The organism is Desulfobacula toluolica Tol2, from assembly GCF_000307105.1.
GTDB classification, from domain to species: domain Bacteria; phylum Desulfobacterota; class Desulfobacteria; order Desulfobacterales; family Desulfobacteraceae; genus Desulfobacula; species Desulfobacula toluolica.
On the sequence record NC_018645.1, the window covers coordinates 1,477,183 to 1,495,396 of the forward strand.

Here is an 18,214-nt window from a genome sequence, read left to right on the forward strand (position 1 = left end):
TTGTTATCAGGAAGAACAAATTTGGTGTGTGGATTTTGATAGCAAAATTTGGATATCATCCACGTTTATTGATTTCATGCAGTTATGATGTCCATAGGGGCAGATACGTTTAAAGCATGGGCTGCAAGACATGCTTTTTCTAATAATTTTATGCGTCAAGCCAAAGGGGCCGGTTCTCCATGGAGCGGTAGGTCCGAAAAGAGCTATTACAGGTGTTTTAATAGCTGCTGCAAGGTGCATTGGGCCGGTATCTGTTGTGATAATAATTTTTGCCTTACTGTACAATATTGCAAGGCTTTTCAGGCTTGTTTTACCGGCAAAATTGACAGCTTTTTCTTGCATCATTCCACGAATTTCTTCAATTAGAAAATAATCATCCACACTTCCTGAAAATATCACGCAGGTATTGTAATTTTTAATCAAAATATCTGCAAGCTGAGCCCATTTGTGATTTTGCCATAATTTGGAGTCCCACTTGGCAACAGGATTTAATACAACAAAGCCATCTTTAATTTTGTTTTCATGAATGAGCTTCATGACGTTATCTTCATCGTTTTGGTCTGTTGAAATTTGGTATTCAATGTTTTTTGTGGGGATACCAATGGCTTCAAGTAGCATAAGATTTCTTTTAAGAGCATGGATTTCTACGCTCACAGGGGGGATTTTTTCATTTAAAAAAATCTGGCTTTCTTCCATATGCGGCATTCCCTTGTCAAAGCCTATTTTTCGAACTCCTTTGGCAAGCAAAACTAGGATGCCGCTTTTTAAGAGCTGGTGAAAATCTATGATAATATCATAGCGGGTATCTCTGATGTCTTTGATAAAATTATAAATTTCTTTTAATGTTTTTTTCCTTGCCAAAGGATTGAGTAGTTTTTTTATCCATTTTTTTCTTTTGGACAAAATTATGCGGTCAATGGAATTATGTCCTCTGATAAGTGGTAATGCTGCTTCTTCCACAATCCATGTTATATGGGCATGAGGATAAAAATTGCGCAAGCTGTTCAAGGCAGGAAGGGTATGAATAACATCTCCGATAGCACTTAATTTGATAATTAGAATTTTCATGTGATTTAAACCTGAAGAGATTTTAAGAAATCATTAATCCAAATGATCTTGTCCCGGCCTGCTTTCATAAATGATTTTGCAGCAGTATTATGGTACTCCATATCGCTTATTGCTCCGTAGTTATTTTTTATTGGTTATTATCATATATTGTTCGCCTCAGGCAATCTTAATAACGGCCATGGCAGATCACTCTGCCACAACAAATAATGAAAGATATTTAATTTCAGCAGGTTAAAAGTTCTTTCATATAAAAGAGATCACAGCGAATTTAAGCCCCTGGCTTTGCCTGGGATGAGTAGGGTGTATCGTGGCATTAATACAATAGCATTTAAAATGGTTGGAACCGGATCAGACCAAGTTTTCTTTGCTGTTCCCTTAAAAATTTTTTAAACCTTGCCATATCGTTTTTCTTTTTTTCTTTTTTGTTTGTCCAGTTGGACTGCATTACAACTCCGAGATATTTACCGGCAAGACTGTATTCTGATTCGCCCTTTCTCTGGGAATCAAAAAATTGTTCTGCATAGTGAAAAACTTTAAAAAATGGTTCTGTGGGGATTATTTTATGGATGTTGTAAGCCAGGACAAATTCACCATAGATCTGCATTTCACAAGGGTATCGATAGAGAAGTTCATAAATAGTCATTCCTCTTGGTTTTAGAAATTCTCTGGACATGGCTTTAAGAACAGAGCTGGACCAGATAAGGGGTGGGTCTCCAAAATAGAAAGATTCTCCCTTTCGTCCAAATAATTGCTGGATGGCTTTTATCCTATTATCTAATTTTTCTGCAATTCTGGTGTCGTATTTCAGGGCGAAATTTCTCAAATCATTTGCATGGTGCATCACCAGAAGGGGGGTGTCGTCATTATGAAAAAAAAAATTTGTGTCAAAAGGTTTTAGAAAATAGGAGTCAGAATCTATCCACAAATAGTACTCGCATTTATTTAACCTCCAGAATTCGAGTTTGATAAGTTGCTGCAGCAGGTGAGCAGGAAAGAGTCTGGGAGAAGGCCCATATGTTTTGCTGCAGTTGTTCAATATCTCTTCATCAGTCACAAAATGACAGGGCAGGTTTTGAAATGTCTTTTTGAAAAGCTCAAGCTCGTCTGATGGTACACTCATGTAAAGGGGAATATTATCACGGTTGAACCGCAGGATACTTTGGGCCATTCTTTTTGCTCTCAACAGATCTTTTGAGTATGATTTGCAAAATATTACCAGTTTGTTCATAAAATCAAGCTCTCCATGTATTTATAGTTCTCAAGTCCGTTTTTTTTTGCTCTTTTTCCTCAGCAGATTCTTTGTTCAAACTCCATAAGATAGTGAGCATTGAAAAAATTATAAAAAAGGTGAAATCGGCAAAGTGGATAAAAATCGGTGAAAAAAAACCAATGGTGCAAAACATGGTGAGAGATGACAAGGCATAAATTGCATTTGTTTGTATGAAGCTGTCTTTTCCAAATCTTATAAGACGGACGGACAGCCTGATAAATGATATTATCAGCATACAGTAAGCTGTAAGACCAAGAATCCCTGTTCTGACCCATATAGATAAAAACATATTATGGGGCCATAGCATTGGATAGGATCTGTACCTCTCCGGGATGCGCTTCTTATATTTGTGCGGGTCAATGAGATTCTTGTTTTTGAATGTGTCAATTGAAAATCCAGTGCCGGCAACTGGATAATCCTCTATTATTTCCATTGAGTACAGGTATATGCTTATTCTGTCATCATAATGGTTCGAGGCCTTTAGTCGATCTTGAAGAGGGGTACTGAAGCAATAGTAGATAATGATGCAAAATATTATTACAAGGGACAGAATCTTTTTTTTGAAAAGATCAATTACCAGCATTGCTGTTATTATTGAGAGAATGGTCCCTCTGGATTGACTCAGCAAAGAGGCTGAAAGCACAGTAATAAGTCCTATCATCAGCAGGCTTTTAACAATACGGTTTTGGGTTTGGTTGATTTCTCCAAGAGAAAGAATAAAAGTAAAAACTGTTATTAGGCCCATTGTGCATATTGCTGAATCGGTAAATCCGGTTCCAAATCTCGTTGTAAGGTTGTTGCCCTGTATTATGTAAAAATAGAAAAGGGATGCTGTGGAAAAAATAAGTCCTGAAACAATGATGATTCGCACAAGGTATCTAAATCTTTGTTTTGTGTTGAAACAGTTGATTATAATAAAAAAAATAGCTATGTACCTGAGCAGGTGTGAGAATAGATCGCCAAGGCTTTCTGTCTTATCCAGGGCGAACAGTGTACTGATAATGCTGATTATCACATAGCAGACAAGTGGAATCGAGAAGGGGTTTTTCCATTTTGGCTTGATGGTCTTACGATAAAAAAGGTCAATAAATAGAACCAGAACAATGCTGAATAAAATATTGGTGAATGCAGTTAAGTGCGGAAAAGGGTTTAAAAAAACAAGTAATCCTGTAAAAGCAAAACAAACAGACTCTTTACTTAAGCCATATTGATGAAACAGGAAAAGTTTTTTTTCGGCTGTTTTTAATGCGTTTAAATTCATAGTATTTGTTTGCAATAGGTAGTTATTCCATTGTTTATTTTGCAATGGTCTTTTTAAGATAGTCATTAAGGAGTCTTCAAACCGGATATGCTCCTTTGTTAATTCTTTATTAAATTATTCCTGATCTTCATCAGTTGTCGAACAGCACTTTCAACCGTCAGAGGTGAAGCATGTTCAAGATCCGGTAATCCATTGTTTTTCCACTGTTCAACCAAATCGTTGATACTTGTTTTTATCTGAGTTGGATTTTGGCTGTCTGCAGCTATTAAACCGTTTTGCTCCAACATGTGTTGAAGTTCGGAACCCGGATGGGTTAATCCCAGAATAGGGCGTTTTACCAGCATGTAATCATACAGTTTTGACGGAATATATTCATGGCATCGAAATATGTCGTTTCCATGAACAAGAATGAGTACATCCATTCTCTTCATTGCTTCGAGTACCTGCTCTCTTCCTGTTTTTCCTGTAATAGGGTCATGTTCAAGCCTGCCGTGCAAGATTGTTATCTCGTTTATGGGATATTGTTCAAGAGCCTGGCTGGATATTTTATCAAGCGTTGTTCCATATATGTCTAGAACAATCTGTTTCGACAGGTTCGGCTTTTCCTGAAACAGATCATGAAAGGCTTTGAAAATATCCTTGAGGTTCCGTTTGGGGGCAAGGGAACCAAAATAGCCGAAATGTATTTTTTCTTGTTTTTTGTATTCTTGGTTCCATGCTTCGGCAGGGGATGCTCCTGGTCTTATTATGACCAATTTATCGTTGTATCCGGGATTTCGTTTCCCGGCATTTGCACCGGCGTTATCTGTAAAGTATATTATCTTGTCAGCAGTTTTAAAAATTAATTTTTCAAGGTGTTTGTGGAAAAAATATTTATGCCATTTTTGTTTTTCATTATCATAGATTAAAGGGTCATGAAGTTCTGCAATCCAAGGCAGTTTAAAAATTTTGCTCAGAATATAACCGGTATAATGGGTCGAAGAAGGCCCTGCTGTTGAGTATATCAGCTCCGGCCGATGTCTGGGTATTATGAATATTCCGTATAGTGAAGCAGATAAGAACCATGACCAATGGCTGTCGAGTTGAATTATGATTTTTTCTATGACAAAGAATGGCAAGAGCAGCATTGTCAGCAAAAATTTTGCAATTTTTCTGGAAAAGGTTTTGGTGCCATGGTTGTTGAGGACATGGCGCAGTTCAAATTTTAAACCTGAAGGAGCCGGAGAAAAAACTTGATAATGTGGAAATTGAGTCTCTTTCCGGCCTGTTGGGGCACTCATCACAATAGGCTTGATACCTTGAGCCATGAGAAAGGGAATCCTATCCGTTATTGTCTGACTGGCGGCTCTGCCATCCATATTGTAGCAGTGTGCCAGTATTAGCCATTTCTTTTTTTTAGTCATATTATGTAAGTCTCTATTAAATAGAAAACGCATAATAGATGAAACAGGGGGATTAGTCAAGAATGGTTAAGGCGCGCTTCAACTATCCTGCCACGTTGTCTGTTGTTTCTAAAATCGGAAGTCTTGAACATGCAGTTTTTAACACTCAATACATTGTAGAAGGTAAAAAAGATCAAAGAGAATTCAGCCTTTTAAGGAAAATGCTTTGAAGAGTTGGAGGAATATTGTAACCAATATCCTTTTTCAAACCACGAATGTCCCTGGTTTTAGAATGCTGTATCTGATACCAGGTTATGGGTTTTATATCGTCCAGATCCAACAGGCAGATTTTATTATTTTTAAAAATCAGATTTGACATTCGTATATCCCCATGAATAAGATGCAGATTTTTTATTTGATTCATAAGGTTTATAACCAAATCCATAGCATGTTCAATCCTGGTGCGAGAGTTGATGTTTTTTTTAAAATATTCTTCACCAGTCATACCTGCAACGTACTCATACATAAAATAGGACATTCCGCGTAAAAAACCAATCCGTGTTTCAACATAAGCCACAGGTGTGGGCACCCATATGTTATTGAACATTAAGATTTTTGAAAAATGCCAGTTTTTGCTGGCGCGGGTTGGTCTGAAAAATCGTCTGAACCTGTGCCACCCTGACTTATAATTATGGCGTTTTATGACTATTTTTCTGCTGTCTATTTGGACAATACCCAATTTGCTTTTAAAATTATTTTGAATAATATGTGTGTCTTCTTTTTCCAGAAAAAAATCTGGATTATTCAAAAGGTCCAGCATATTGTCAGACATGAATTTGTTTTTACACATTATAAAAGTTGAAAATTTTTTTTTACAATATTCGTCCCTCATTGTACCTCTTCCTTACACTCCCCTACGTCATCATAGTCACGGTAATAATCATGCTGATAATTTACAAGACAATATTTGCTTGTAAAATGCCTCATGGGTTAACCCCACTCTTTCCCAGCTATAGGCTTTGGCAGTCTTTTCAGCGAGTGTACCCAAACGCAATCTTTCTTCTTTTGAACGTAAAAGATGTAAGTATTTAGCAAGATCAGAATTTTTTTTCATCACCAGCCCATTTTTATTGTTTTCAATAAGGTCTGCCACACCGCAATTTTGGGTTACAATCACAGGCAGTCCGCACGCCATTCCCTCAAGGGCACTCATGCCGAACGCTTCAGAGCGTGATGGCAGCACCACAACATCAGCCAGTGCATAGTATTGTTTCACATCATTGACCATTCCTGTAAGAATCACTTTTTTTTCAATTCCATACGCCTTTATGAGCCGTTTGTATTTGACAAGTTTATCACCTTTGCCCACAACAAACAGGCGCATGTTTTCTTTGATCTCAGGCAGGAGCCTTCCCAGGCCTTTGCGCTGGAAAGCTGAGCCTACAAACAGCACGGCAAGCTCATCTTTTTGCACTTTTTTTTCTTTTCTGGCTTGATCCCTGAGTTTTTTAATGTTTGCAGAATTGAACTGGTCTGTATCCACTCCAGGTGGGATTGTAACTATATTTTCAGATCGGTCGTAATATTTTTTCACATCCCTTGAAACTTCCTGTGAAACAGAAATAAGCCAAGGTGATCTCATCTGTCGTTTTTCAAGCCAGAGATAAAGAAGGCTCCTCAAACTAAAATATTTCTGGTCTATCCTTCTGATAAAAGAGTATTTTTCCAAACCTTCACAATATGAAAGACTGTGCAGGGTCAGAATCTTCTGGGTATAATTTCTTTCATGGGAATGGATAATATCATACTTTTGTTTGGATAATAATTTTGCTGTTTCCTTTATAAAAGAAAGAGTGTTGAGAACACTAAAAGAGTCAAAACGGGAAACAACCTTATGGAATGTTATTTGCTTTGAAAGAGAGTTGTCGTATTGGCAGGCAAATACATGGATAGAGTGTCCCCTCCGTTGTAATGCTCTGGCAAGCTCTACTACATAGCGTTCCTTGCCCCCGGACAAAGTAAAGCGTTTTACCAGAAGTGCTATTTTCATTAGCTTTATTTCCGTTTTTTTAATGGAAAGATGCCGATTAAGTCTGCTTTATTAAAGCTTGGCTTCAATCCGTTTGATATCTTCCGGCAGGTCAATTTCCGGGGAGTCATATGGGGTAATAACCACCTTGATCCGAAAGCCGAATTCCAGCACCCTTAATTGTTCAAGCTTTTCAATATGCTCACAAGGGCTTGTGGGAAGTGTGACCAGTTTGTCCAGAAAACTTTTTTTGTAGGCATAAAAGCCCAGGTGCTTGTAAAAATCGGCTGGTGTTTCTTTATCCCTGGGATAGGGAATCTGTGCCCGGGAAAAATAAAGGGCAAATCCGTTCCGGTCAAAGGTGACTTTTACATCTTTGGGATCAGTGATTTCCCTTTCATCCTGTATCTTGAATGCAAGGGTGGACATGACAAGGTCGGGATCATCGGCAAAGGGAGATATCAGTTCATCAATGGTCAAGGGGTTGAACACGGGCTGGTCTCCCTGGATATTGACAATGATCTCATCCGGCCCAAGATTCAGCAAGGCGGCTGTCTGGGCAACCCTGTCGGTTCCGGAACGGCAGTCCTCGGACGTCATTACTGCATGTCCGCCAAATGCTTCAACCGCATTGAAAATTCTTTCATCATCGGTTGCCACAATGGTTTTTGAAACCGTTCGGGATTTTTGTGCCTGTTCATACACCCGTTGAATCATGGATTTGCCGGCCACAAGCGCTAAAGGCTTGCCTTTAAACCGGCTTGAACCGTATCTGGATGGTATTACCGCAATTGTCATAATTGTCTCTTTTACATTTTGAGAAATAAGGATTTTGCCTTATCCCGTGTCATGATATTTTTCCAGTCAGGACCCAGGCAGTTTTCCCACAGCGGATCAAGGCCAAGGGCAACGGTGATCATTGTTTCAACCTGGTCCGGTTCAAGATTTTTAACCAGATCCCGCGGCAGTTCAATATTGCATTTTTCTCTCATGGTTCGAAATTCTTTTACGCCTTCAGGATAGAATTCATCCAGATAATCAAAGGTGATGCAGCATCCGATTCCGTGATGGGTGCCCAGTACATAGGAAAGCCCGTAGGACAGTGCATGACAGGCACCAACCTGGGAATAGGCAATGCTCATGCCGCCGAAAAAAGAGGCCATCATGAGCTTGTCATCCCTGTCCGGATGGTCGTTTAGGAACACTTGGCGGCAAAGATCAAGGGCTTTTTCACCATAGGCTTTGGAGAATTCATTCAGGTATGTGCCTTCAAGAGATTCGATACAGTGAATATAGCAGTCCATGCCGGTATAAAACTGCTGGTCCTTTGGAACATCTTTGATCAGTTCAGGGTCAAGGATCACCTGATCAAACACTGTGTAGTCGGAATTCAGACCGAGTTTTTTTTCAGGCCCTGTCAGAACAGCGGTTCTGGAAACTTCCGCACCGGTTCCGGACAGTGTGGGGACCGCCATGTGGCAGACGGCAGGGTTTTGAATCAGATCCCATCCCTGGTAAAGGGTGGAAGATCCTTCATTGGTCAGCATCAGGGACACGGCTTTGGCAAGATCCATGCTGCTGCCGCCGCCAATGCCGATAATGGCACAGGGCAAGGTTGAACGGTACGCTTTTACCTTGAGGGTCAGTTCATCCACATATCCTGTTTTGGGTTCATCATCCACGTTGACCCATAACAGCAGGTCATTGTCATGGAGAGGAATTCTTTTTTCCAGGGCACGACCTTTAAACACATCATCTGTGACAAATACAACCCATGAATCAATATCCTCACGCTGTTTTTCTATTATTTCGTCAAGCTGTGCAAAACAGCCTCTTCCAAATATAATATTGGGAACCAGCTTAAAGTTTTTAAACATGTTTTATCCTTTAAAAGATTTTATTATGGCCTGAATCCTGTTTTCAATATCTTCTTGGGTCCATGACAGCATGATCTGCATGGACAGGGTTTTTTTCATGATATTGTCAGAGTCTTCCAGAACAAGATTTTTATAATCCGGCAGATCGTCTGCCAGCTCAACACAAAGTTTTGCAGAGCGTTTCATCTCTTTCAAGTGATGCCATTTTTTGTAATAATGCCAGTTGTTGTCATACCAGTACGCACATCCCACTTTATTGTCGGCAAGGTTTTTGGCAACCTGCCGGGTTCTTGCTTCCGTCGGCAGAAAAAAGCTTAAAAAGGTTGCTGAATCTCCTTTTGCATCGGGAAGATACCTGAAGCCGACCTCGGGCAGGTCTGCCATTGCATCTTTGATGGCATGCTTGTTTTTTTTCTGAATATCCAGGATTTGATCCAGTTTGTTCAGCTGGGCAAGTCCCACCGCAGCATTTAGTTCGCTGATCCTGAAATTTGTTCCGATAATGGGATGATCATCAGCTCCCCGGTCAGGTCCGCCCAGATGATCATGGCCGTGATCTGCAAACTGGTCGGCTTTTTCATATACGGTTTTGCTGTCCGTTATCAGGCCGCCGCCTTCACCGCAAGTGACTGTTTTTACCGAATCAAAGGAAAAACACCCGGCAAGCCCGAAGGTACCAATGGCTTTTTTCTGGTATGTGGCTCCTAATGACTGGCAGGCATCTTCTATAAGAATCAATCCTTTTTTTGTACACACGTCCTTAATCTCATCGATCCTTGCCATGGCACCGCACATGTGAACCGGAACCACAGCCTTTGTTTTAGAGGTGATGATATCCTCAAGTTTGTCAGGATTAAGGCACAGGGTCTCATCAATTTCTCCGAAAACAGGGATTGCACCTGCATTGATAATTGCCTCAAATGTGGCAACAAATGTAAACGGAGGAACAATGACTTCATCGCCTGCACCGATACCGCAGGCGGCAAGAGAAATGGAAAGCGCTGCCGTTCCGCTGGAACAAAGGTGACTGTATTTGGCATGGGTGATTTCACACAGTTTTTTTTCAAACTCAAGGGCTTTGAAATGCCCGTTTCGAGTTCCTTCAAATCCGTATCTGAAAAGAACTCCGGTTTCAAGAACATCGGTCACTTCTTTTTTTTCTTCATCACCAAATATTTCAAAACCCGGCATGGTTTTCTCCTTTAATAGCAAATGGGTAGTTTAATCAGAAAAATACAAATAATACTATGATTTAAAAATCCTGCATAATTATTCTTTGCGTTGAATTTGTTGTATGTGAACATTCTTATTGTTTGTTGTTTTTATTTTATTGTTTGAAAAATTTTTTTATATACAGGGGGATGCTTTTTATATGAATTGTGCGTATAAAGGCAAAAATCTTGATAAGTTTGAAGATATTAGGAGAAGTGTCAAACAATTCTTTGTCTATTAAGACAATATCATGCTGTTGCTTGTTTCGGCCATATCCCATAAGTATATAGCCCATACGGTTTGTCAAAGCTAATACGTCTGATTTGGTTTTTTGTCCTTTCCAGATTTCTTTGGTTTCAACTTCTGCGTGTATGAGTTTAATCTTCTGGCGTATTTTTGCTGTGCCCTCCAAAATTTCATAAGAAGCGCCCTCAACGTCTATCCAAAGTGCTACACTATTAAAGTCACCTAATTCGGTTATTTTTGAATCTAAGCGAACCCCTTTTTGTTTGATACTGTTAGTGAAATTATCGTTACTTGATTTTTTTAAAAAGACAGAACTCATACCCCGAAGATGCTCATCAACACCTTCCACGGTTGAAGCCTTTTCAAGGAAAAAATCCTTCTGGCAATTTTCATTCCATACGAGTTCGTGGAATGAAGTGATATTATATTTTTTAATGTTGGCATCATTACAAATAGACGCAAAATTATCAGGGTTTGCTTCAAAAAGTACCACTTTTGAAGCGGGCAGTATCTTTTTAAAACGTACAGCGTCAGCACCATCCATAGAACCAATGTCACAAACTATCTCGGGTTTTACATATTTTAGTAAAAGGTTAAAAAGAAATTTAGTCCCAAGTTCCATATTACCTCGCTTTTAAATTCTTAAAAGTGATTATCGCTTTTTTTTTGTATGAAAGTCTTGAAAAATTCAAACAAAGACTTTCTTTTTTTGTTGTGGGCAAACCAAGGTTAAATACCAGGTTTGTCCAGGGCAGTTATTAAATAAGGTACTCAATATTTGATGGTTTAAAAAAAGAAAATCTGTCATTTTTTTGAATAAACCCTTTTTTTATTATGGGCAAATCCTAAAAATTTATCCCAGTTGGATTGCATTACAACACCAAAGTAGTTTTGTGCAAGTGTTTTTTTATTTTCTCCAGGCCTCTTTTCCTCATTGAAACAATGGGTAAGGATGAACCATTTTTTGTTGGTGGAGGGCTTTATTTGAGTCTTGCAAGTCCTTTGTCACAGGCATATTTATTTGATTTTATTGCCTGTTTTAACAGCAGGTCATTTTTTTCAAGATTGCTTCTGTCGTTTTCTTTGTGCCAGAGATGATAACAGACTGCCCGGAATGGATGTGTCTTGCGTTTTAATCCGTAATTGTACAAGCGCACCACAAGTTCTGAGTCCTCGCGTCCCCACCCTGAAAAATCTTCATTAAAACCGTTTACGTCATATAAATCATTTCTGAAAATGCCCATATTGCAACTGCGCACACCATTGAGTTTTTTTGATACAAAGGACGGGAAAAATACGATTCTTAGAATATGATGCCAATTTCCGGGTTTTTGGAAAAAAAGCAGCATTAATTTTTTTAGCCTGCTGTTAATGTCTGCGTGTGAAAAACAGTCACAATTATTTTCTCCTATTAAAACCCGTTTCCCCTGAAAAAATAAACCTTTTTGGGAAAGTTCAATATGGTCTGCCACAAAATATTTATCCGGCACACAATCACCATCCAGAAAAATAATATATTCTCCAGAGCTTATCTTCACGGCTTTATTTCTGATTTTTGCTGCTCTGAAGCCTTTATCCTTGTGCCATACATGTTTAAGTTCATATGGTGCGTCGATTTTAAAACAATTTACTTGTTCAGCTGTATCATCTGATGATCCGTCATCTGCCACAATTACTTCATCGGGCAGATGTGTCTGGCAGTTAAGCCCTTCCATAACTTTAACAAGGGCATCAGGCCTGTTATATGTGGTTACAATTACGGAAATTTTCATTTGTTTCTTTGAAATCCCAAGTTTTTTTAGAGATTATTGATAATAATGATCAGTGCAATAGCCATAAAATAAATTTGGCAATAATACTTTTTGTGGGTGGAATACTCAAGAATATTTTGTCATGGGATAAGATGTTCTATGAGTACTGCCTGGAAAAAATATTTTGAATGATTTTTAACGAATAATGAGCTTTCAGGTTTTGTGTATTGCAATACGCATGGGTATCATCTGCAAATAAATTGACTTTAAGGGTTCAAGTGCTAATATATGAAAACGTGAGGTGCAAGTGGTAATCAGATGATATCGGAAGGTTAAAAATAAAAAAATATGCAGGTGTGAAGAGTTTATATGAAAAAGAAAAAAACAGATAATTACAAAGGATTTGAACAAGGTCCCATTCGTCCGCCCAGTGAAGCAAACAGTCTTTTGATAAGGCTGACGCGTAATTGCCCCTGGAATAATTGCACATTTTGCCGGGTATATAAAAAAAGAAAATTTTCTTTAAGATCTGTTGAAAATATCACCAGGGATATTGATTTTTTGCAGAGTTATATTCAAAAGATTAAAGAGATTGTCAAACCGGGCGGGTTTGTTGATAATCAGGTCATAAATTCCCTGTACAATGATTTTGACAAAAAAGATCGGGGTGCCTTTAATGCCGCCATTAACTGGTATGCATCAGGTATGAAATCCATTTTTTTACAGGATGCCAATTCTTTGATCATGAAACCTGATGATCTTGTGTCTGTGCTTGAACATATAAAAAAATGTTTTCCAGAGGTTGACAGGATTACGTCCTATGCAAGGAGCCATACCATTGCCCGGATCAAGCAGGATGATCTGCAGAGGATTGCCGATGCAGGATTAAACCGTATTCATGTGGGAATGGAATCAGGATCTGATATTGTATTAAAGAAAATTAAAAAAGGGGCTGACAAAGCAACTCATATCAAGGCTGGCTTGAAGGTAAAACAGGCGGGAATGGAGTTGTCGGAATATGTTATGCCTGGGCTTGGCGGCATTGATTATTCCATAGAACATGCCCTTGAAACCGCGTCTGCACTCAACAGCATTAATCCCGATTTTATAAGGATCAGAACCCTGGCCGTGACGAATGGAACCGTCCTTGCCCAGGAGGTTAAAAGCGGGGAATTTGAAAAACCGAATGATGCAATGATGGCCAAAGAGCTGCGGCTGTTGATTGAAAGCCTTGACGGGATTGATTCTTATATCAAAAGTGACCATATTCTGAATTTGTTTGAGACCATTAATGGAAAAATGCCTGAAGATAAAGAAAAAATGATCGGTATTATCGACCGTTTTTTTGAACTTGAACCTGAAAAGAGGATTTTATATCAGGTTGGCAGGCGGATGGGATTTTTCAGGGGCCCTGATGATATGGATAACAGCCCCCATATTGAACGGGTAAAAAAGGCCTGTACTCTTTACGGGGTAACTCCTGAAAATATTGATTCCGTGATTGATGAATTGATGAAGCGTTTTGTGTGATAAAACCTCCATTTATATCCACATCCCGTTTTGTGTTAAAAAGTGTGTCTATTGTGATTTTTATTCAAAGACCGATCTTTCATTGATACCCGGTTATATCAATGCCCTTCAAAAAGAGATTGAAAAACGGTCCGGGTTAAAGGACGCCATTGACACCATATACTTTGGCGGCGGCACACCTTCGCTTCTGAGTGCCAAAGAGGTTGAAACATTGTTGCAGACCATTGGGGATTGTTTTTCCGTTGCCAGTGATGTTGAAGTCACATTTGAAGTTAATCCTGGAACTGTTGACTTAAATTATCTCAGAGAGTTAAAAAACGTCGGCATAAACAGGCTGAGTATAGGTGTTCAGTCGTTTAATGACGATAAACTTAAATTTTTAAACAGAATCCATACAGCCGGTCAGGCAAGGAACGCGATTGACTATGCCGGAAAAGCCGGGTTTGATAACATCAGCATGGATTTGATTTACGGGATTCCTTTTGAAACAAAAACAGCGTGGCTAAAAGATTTGAAAACGGCTGTAACCCTTATGCCGCCCCACCTGTCTTGCTATATGCTTACCATTGAGCCCGGGACCCCTTTGCATGAACAATTGAAAAAAGGTGTGATCCGGCCTCTTGGCACGTCTGATATGACAGTTATGTTTAAACAGACCTCTCAATTTTTAGGGGAAGCCGGCTATGACCATTATGAGATTTCTAATTTCTCAAAAGGCCGACAGAATCGTTCAAAACACAATTCAAAATACTGGGATATGATTCCCTATTACGGGTTCGGGGCTGCGGCACATTCTTATGATAAAAAAACAAGGTCTTGGAATTATCGAAGCATTGACGCCTATATAAAGGATATTTGTTCAGGCAGGCTTCCTGTTGAAGACCGGGAAACTCTCACCTCCAGGCAGACCATGATTGAGATGATAATGCTTCGGCTTCGTACACTTGAAGGCCTGGATCTGAAAAAATTTACAACCCTTTTTTGCGTATCCTTTGAAACCCGGTTTAAGGATATTCTGGACCATGTCCTTGAATCTTCTTTTGGGAGTGTTAAGGATGGCAGGTTTGCCCTCACCCTTGAGGGCAGGGCACATCTGGACAGTATTGTTGAGGCCTTTGCCGAAAAAATCCTGTAGGATTTTTATTAGAGTTTTTGTTAAACTTTCCGTCTTAACTGCCGTGTATCGCCCACCCGTATGGTCAGGTTGACGGTATCAAAGTATTCGATCAAAGGGATGACATATTTTCTGGACACTCCGGTCATCTCCTTAAACTCGGGTGTGGTGATGGATTCATTGTCTTTTAAGAATTTAATCAGCCGCTGTTCAAGCCTGGTGATCTCTTCGGCATCAAAATAGAGGTCGTCTTTTGTTTTGACAATGGATGTTTCATTGATCATCATGTGGAGAACATCTGTTGCCGTCTTTTTATCCAGATCCAGATCCTGGCAGATGGTTCTGAAAAAGGGCGGTGTCAACCCTGACGTTTGATAGATTTTCTTGATTTTGTCTTTGACTTTGTTTTGATCCACCTGGAGCGCCACTTTGTGAGTGGATAATTTGACAATGTTTTTGTCCAGAATTATCAGATTTTCCTTGGACAATTTTGTGAAAAGCAGATTAAAAAATTTTACATCATCAATATACTGGAACTTGGATTTAAGCTCCTGGGTCGGCATGCCTTCTTTTAAAGGATTATCACTATGGTAGGCCTCAAGCTTCCGGATGATTTTTTCTTTGAATTTATCAAAAAAAGCACCATTCACATAAATCTGCCTGTCTTTGTCAGTCTGGACAACCTGTTGCTTGGCAAGCAGTTTCTGCAGATTTGCCGCCAGTTTCTTGTCCGGGATATTGGTCATGACACGAAGCTGGGCAAAAGACAGGCCCTGGTATCCTTTTAAACTGAGAAAAAACAAAACAGTCTCTTCCTGATCTTCCAGAAGAAGATTCTCCAGTCCCTGGATTACGGTTTTATCCAGCTGTTTATGCTTTTGGGAGGCTGGATTTAATATGGCACCGCCGCCAATTGTTTTTACCGGTGAATAACTTCGGATCACATATCGGTCATCCTTGATACAGCAGACAGGGGACTCCAGGCGGAACTGAACACAGGCCTCATCTCCGGGCAACAGCTCTTCTCTGTCAAGCAGTATCATGTATCCCAGTATCTCACTGGTTCCGGAATGAAATCTTATTCTGGTTCTGTTTTTAGCCGGTTTTGCATTGCTTTTTAAATAATGAAAATGAGCATCCACCATATAGCTTTCAATCAAGGTATTGGGTGTGGACAGGATATCTCCCCGGCTGACCGATTCTTTGTCCAGTCCCTGGAAATTAATGGCGGTCCGCGTACCCGCACCGGCCGTATCAACACCTGAGCTGTGAACCTGGATTCCCCGGACTTTGGAGACAATCTGTTTGGGATAAACCATGATATCGTCACCGACATTGATGCTGCCCGAGGTCAGGGTCCCGGTTATCACGGTGCCAAATCCTTTCATTGAAAATACACGGTCCACCGGCAGCCTGAAGATGGAAGAATATTTTCTTTCAGGAAGTTTGCTGCAGATCTCTTCCAAAGTTTTTATGAATTGATCAAGCCCTTCATGTGTGACGGATGAAACAGGGATAACGGGTTTGTCTTCGAGAAAAGTGCCCTGCACAAAATCATTGATGTCTTCAAGGGCCAGTTCCAACAGGTCTTCATCCACCATATCGGTTTTGGTCAGGGCAATCATGCCATGCTCAATCCCCATGAGGTTGCAGATTTCCATGTGTTCCCTGGTCTGAGGCATAACCCCCTCATCTGCAGCAATAACCATTGTGACCACATCAATCCCGCTGGAACCTGCCACCATATTTTTTACAAATTTTTCATGGCCCGGCATGTCCACGATACCGATATGCTGCCCATTGGGAAGATCAAGAGAGGCAAACCCCAGTTCAATGGTAATGCCCCGTTCCTTTTCTTCTTTGAGCCTGTCTGTTTCAATGCCTGTCAATGCCTTTACAAGGCTTGTTTTTCCATGATCAATGTGTCCTGCCGTTCCTAAGATGATATTTTTTTCCAATGGTATAAAAATCCTAAATTTTATTCTGGTTTCTTTTTTCTGAAAAAAGCCATGCCATAGGCCAGTCCGACCAGGATGAGTCCTGTGACAAAGCCGTAGTAAATTTCCCAATCCGGCCTGAACAGTCGGGTCAGGATAATGCCGAAGACAAGGCCTAAAATAAGCCTGACTAAAAATATTAAAAGTGCATTCATAAATAAAGTTCCTTTAACAAAATATTTATACGCAGGAATAATAGTCAAACAACACGTCAAGGTCAATGTAAAATATGGGCTTGGCCTGGCATGGGAATTTCTTTGATAGAATAAAAAATCGGTATTTGAATTAAGTTGCATGAAAAAAGTATTGAAAAACAGATCAGGTTCTGTTAATTAAAGAAAGTTTTTTGCGGTGGGTGTAGCTCAGTTGGTAGAGCACTAGGTTGTGGCCCTGGTGGCCGCGGGTTCAAATCCCGTCACTCACCCCATTAACTTTCTTTTATTTCAATAGCTTATCCTAATTTTTTTATCCTCTAAGAAGTTATCATCTTCAGGTTGCACCTGTTGAACTGCTTTGGTTCCCCCTGAATGGCATCATTTTTATCAGGAAGCATATACCGTTTGAAAGCATCTGAAATGTGGCCTGTGACTCCCCGTTGGATCTGTTCCGGGGTCAAGACCTGTCCCAGGGCGGTAACCGTCGAATGTTTGGTGCCGCCGTAAAGATCAACCCCTTCTATATTCAGATTTTTACAGGCCCGGTTCCACCACATCCTGAATTGTTTTTGTCCAAACCGGGTTCCAGCCTTAACGCTTGGCTTTGCTTTGACATGACGGAAAAAATACATGTCCGGCATTCCTTTTGGGCCCCGGATCTCCCTGATGAGGTCCGCATGTTCCGGTAACAGGTGGATGAATTTCGGGATACCTTCTTTTGTATCCGGAAATAAAATCCATTTTTCCCTGCGAACCACCCAGGCCCAAAAATTATGGAGAACGGTTTGATAGTTCTTTTTTGTCTTACCGCTTGCTTTCAAATCATCAAAAAAGTCTTCAATTTCCGGCTCTGCAATTTCTTTAATCTGCATCTGGTCCCAGGCTTTTCCAGCCACATTCAAAACATGGGTTATGTGCTGGATCTGCTTTTTGCCTATACCATCTTTTTTCTTATGGGCAAGGAACTTTTTGCGTAAGGCATAAAAAGATAAAGGCTGATCCTTTGCCCATTCTCTTTGATCAAACTGGCCCTTGTCGGTCTGGACTCGCAAATATGTTAAATGCCTTTCAGACTCAGCAACGGTCTTAAATCTCTTGTGGTGTTCTTTCCCAAAACGGACCTCACAATTATTGAGCCAAACCACTTTGGGATGTTCCTGGCAAGCAAGGATTCCACGACCCTCCACATACTTCACGACCCCGCCACACTCAAAACATTTTTGCGCGGTGTATATTGAACCTTTCATGCATAAACCACCTCCTTTCCATTTGCAACTGGATTCTGAAGGTTGATTGTATGTTGGGGGCCGGTGCGGAGTCAA

Annotated in this window: 16 protein-coding genes and 1 tRNA gene; 3 read left to right on the top strand and 14 right to left on the bottom strand. The window is 40.0% G+C overall.

The genetic code is table 11. The annotated features are described in order from the left end of the window. Positions 1–6: 6 nt before the first annotated feature. From waaF to TOL2_RS06765, 11 genes are all read right to left on the bottom strand, one after another. On the bottom strand, positions 7–1,068 hold the full coding sequence (gene waaF / locus TOL2_RS06715) for a lipopolysaccharide heptosyltransferase II (RefSeq protein WP_014956759.1): 1,062 nt from the start codon (positions 1,066–1,068) through the stop codon (positions 7–9). Between the two features lie 328 nt (positions 1,069–1,396). Beyond that, the gene (locus TOL2_RS06720) at positions 1,397–2,296 is read right to left on the bottom strand and encodes a DUF6492 family protein (RefSeq protein ID WP_014956760.1); all 900 of its coding nucleotides are present in this window, start codon (positions 2,294–2,296) and stop codon (positions 1,397–1,399) included. A gap of 4 nt (positions 2,297–2,300) precedes the next feature. Beyond that, entirely contained in the window at positions 2,301–3,665 is a 1,365-nt protein-coding gene (locus tag TOL2_RS25950) for an O-antigen ligase family protein (protein WP_014956761.1), read from the bottom strand. Between the two features lie 32 nt (positions 3,666–3,697). Next, the gene (locus TOL2_RS06730; protein WP_014956762.1) at positions 3,698–5,002 is read right to left on the bottom strand and encodes a glycosyltransferase; all 1,305 of its coding nucleotides are present in this window, start codon (positions 5,000–5,002) and stop codon (positions 3,698–3,700) included. A gap of 172 nt (positions 5,003–5,174) precedes the next feature. Beyond that, positions 5,175–5,873, bottom strand: a complete 699-nt coding sequence (locus tag TOL2_RS06735; RefSeq protein WP_014956763.1) for a lipopolysaccharide kinase InaA family protein — start codon at positions 5,871–5,873, stop codon at positions 5,175–5,177. A gap of 48 nt (positions 5,874–5,921) precedes the next feature. Then, the gene (locus tag TOL2_RS06740; RefSeq protein ID WP_014956764.1) at positions 5,922–7,031 is read right to left on the bottom strand and encodes a glycosyltransferase family 4 protein; all 1,110 of its coding nucleotides are present in this window, start codon (positions 7,029–7,031) and stop codon (positions 5,922–5,924) included. A 51-nt stretch (positions 7,032–7,082) separates the two neighbouring features. Next, positions 7,083–7,808, bottom strand: a complete 726-nt coding sequence (gene kdsB / locus TOL2_RS06745; RefSeq protein ID WP_014956765.1) for a 3-deoxy-manno-octulosonate cytidylyltransferase — start codon at positions 7,806–7,808, stop codon at positions 7,083–7,085. A gap of 11 nt (positions 7,809–7,819) precedes the next feature. Then, positions 7,820–8,887 carry an iron-containing alcohol dehydrogenase family protein gene (locus tag TOL2_RS06750; RefSeq protein ID WP_014956766.1) on the bottom strand — a complete coding sequence of 356 codons (1,068 nt, stop codon included), beginning with the start codon at positions 8,885–8,887 and terminating at the stop codon, positions 7,820–7,822. A gap of 3 nt (positions 8,888–8,890) precedes the next feature. Next, on the bottom strand, positions 8,891–10,078 hold the full coding sequence (locus tag TOL2_RS06755; protein ID WP_014956767.1) for a DegT/DnrJ/EryC1/StrS family aminotransferase: 1,188 nt from the start codon (positions 10,076–10,078) through the stop codon (positions 8,891–8,893). A gap of 136 nt (positions 10,079–10,214) precedes the next feature. Then, on the bottom strand, positions 10,215–10,967 hold the full coding sequence (locus TOL2_RS06760; RefSeq protein WP_014956768.1) for an FkbM family methyltransferase: 753 nt from the start codon (positions 10,965–10,967) through the stop codon (positions 10,215–10,217). 358 nt (positions 10,968–11,325) lie between these two features. Continuing rightward, positions 11,326–12,117, bottom strand: a complete 792-nt coding sequence (locus tag TOL2_RS06765) for a glycosyltransferase family 2 protein (protein WP_014956769.1) — start codon at positions 12,115–12,117, stop codon at positions 11,326–11,328. A gap of 348 nt (positions 12,118–12,465) precedes the next feature. Between TOL2_RS06765 and TOL2_RS06770 the strand changes: the two genes are divergently transcribed. After that, a complete protein-coding gene (locus tag TOL2_RS06770; protein WP_014956770.1) occupies positions 12,466–13,626 on the top strand; it encodes a radical SAM protein in 1,161 nt (386 codons plus the stop codon). Beyond that, complete coding sequence (gene hemW, locus TOL2_RS06775) at positions 13,619–14,761, top strand: radical SAM family heme chaperone HemW (protein WP_014956771.1); 1,143 nt, start codon at positions 13,619–13,621, stop codon at positions 14,759–14,761. Before TOL2_RS06770 ends, hemW begins: the two co-directional genes overlap by 8 nt. 20 nt (positions 14,762–14,781) lie before the next feature. On the opposite strand, the gene selB is transcribed toward hemW, so the two are convergent. Then, positions 14,782–16,698, bottom strand: a complete 1,917-nt coding sequence (gene selB, locus TOL2_RS06780) for a selenocysteine-specific translation elongation factor (protein ID WP_014956772.1) — start codon at positions 16,696–16,698, stop codon at positions 14,782–14,784. A 20-nt stretch (positions 16,699–16,718) separates the two neighbouring features. Continuing rightward, positions 16,719–16,892, bottom strand: coding sequence for a hypothetical protein (locus TOL2_RS25130; RefSeq protein ID WP_173391118.1), 174 nt, complete (start codon positions 16,890–16,892; stop codon positions 16,719–16,721). Between the two features lie 196 nt (positions 16,893–17,088). Between TOL2_RS25130 and TOL2_RS06785 the strand changes: the two genes are divergently transcribed. Further along, a tRNA-His gene (locus TOL2_RS06785) sits at positions 17,089–17,164 on the top strand. A gap of 45 nt (positions 17,165–17,209) precedes the next feature. Here TOL2_RS06785 and TOL2_RS06790 read toward each other — a convergent pair. Beyond that, complete coding sequence (locus TOL2_RS06790) at positions 17,210–18,139, bottom strand: site-specific integrase (protein WP_041279324.1); 930 nt, start codon at positions 18,137–18,139, stop codon at positions 17,210–17,212. Positions 18,140–18,214 lie beyond the last annotated feature (75 nt).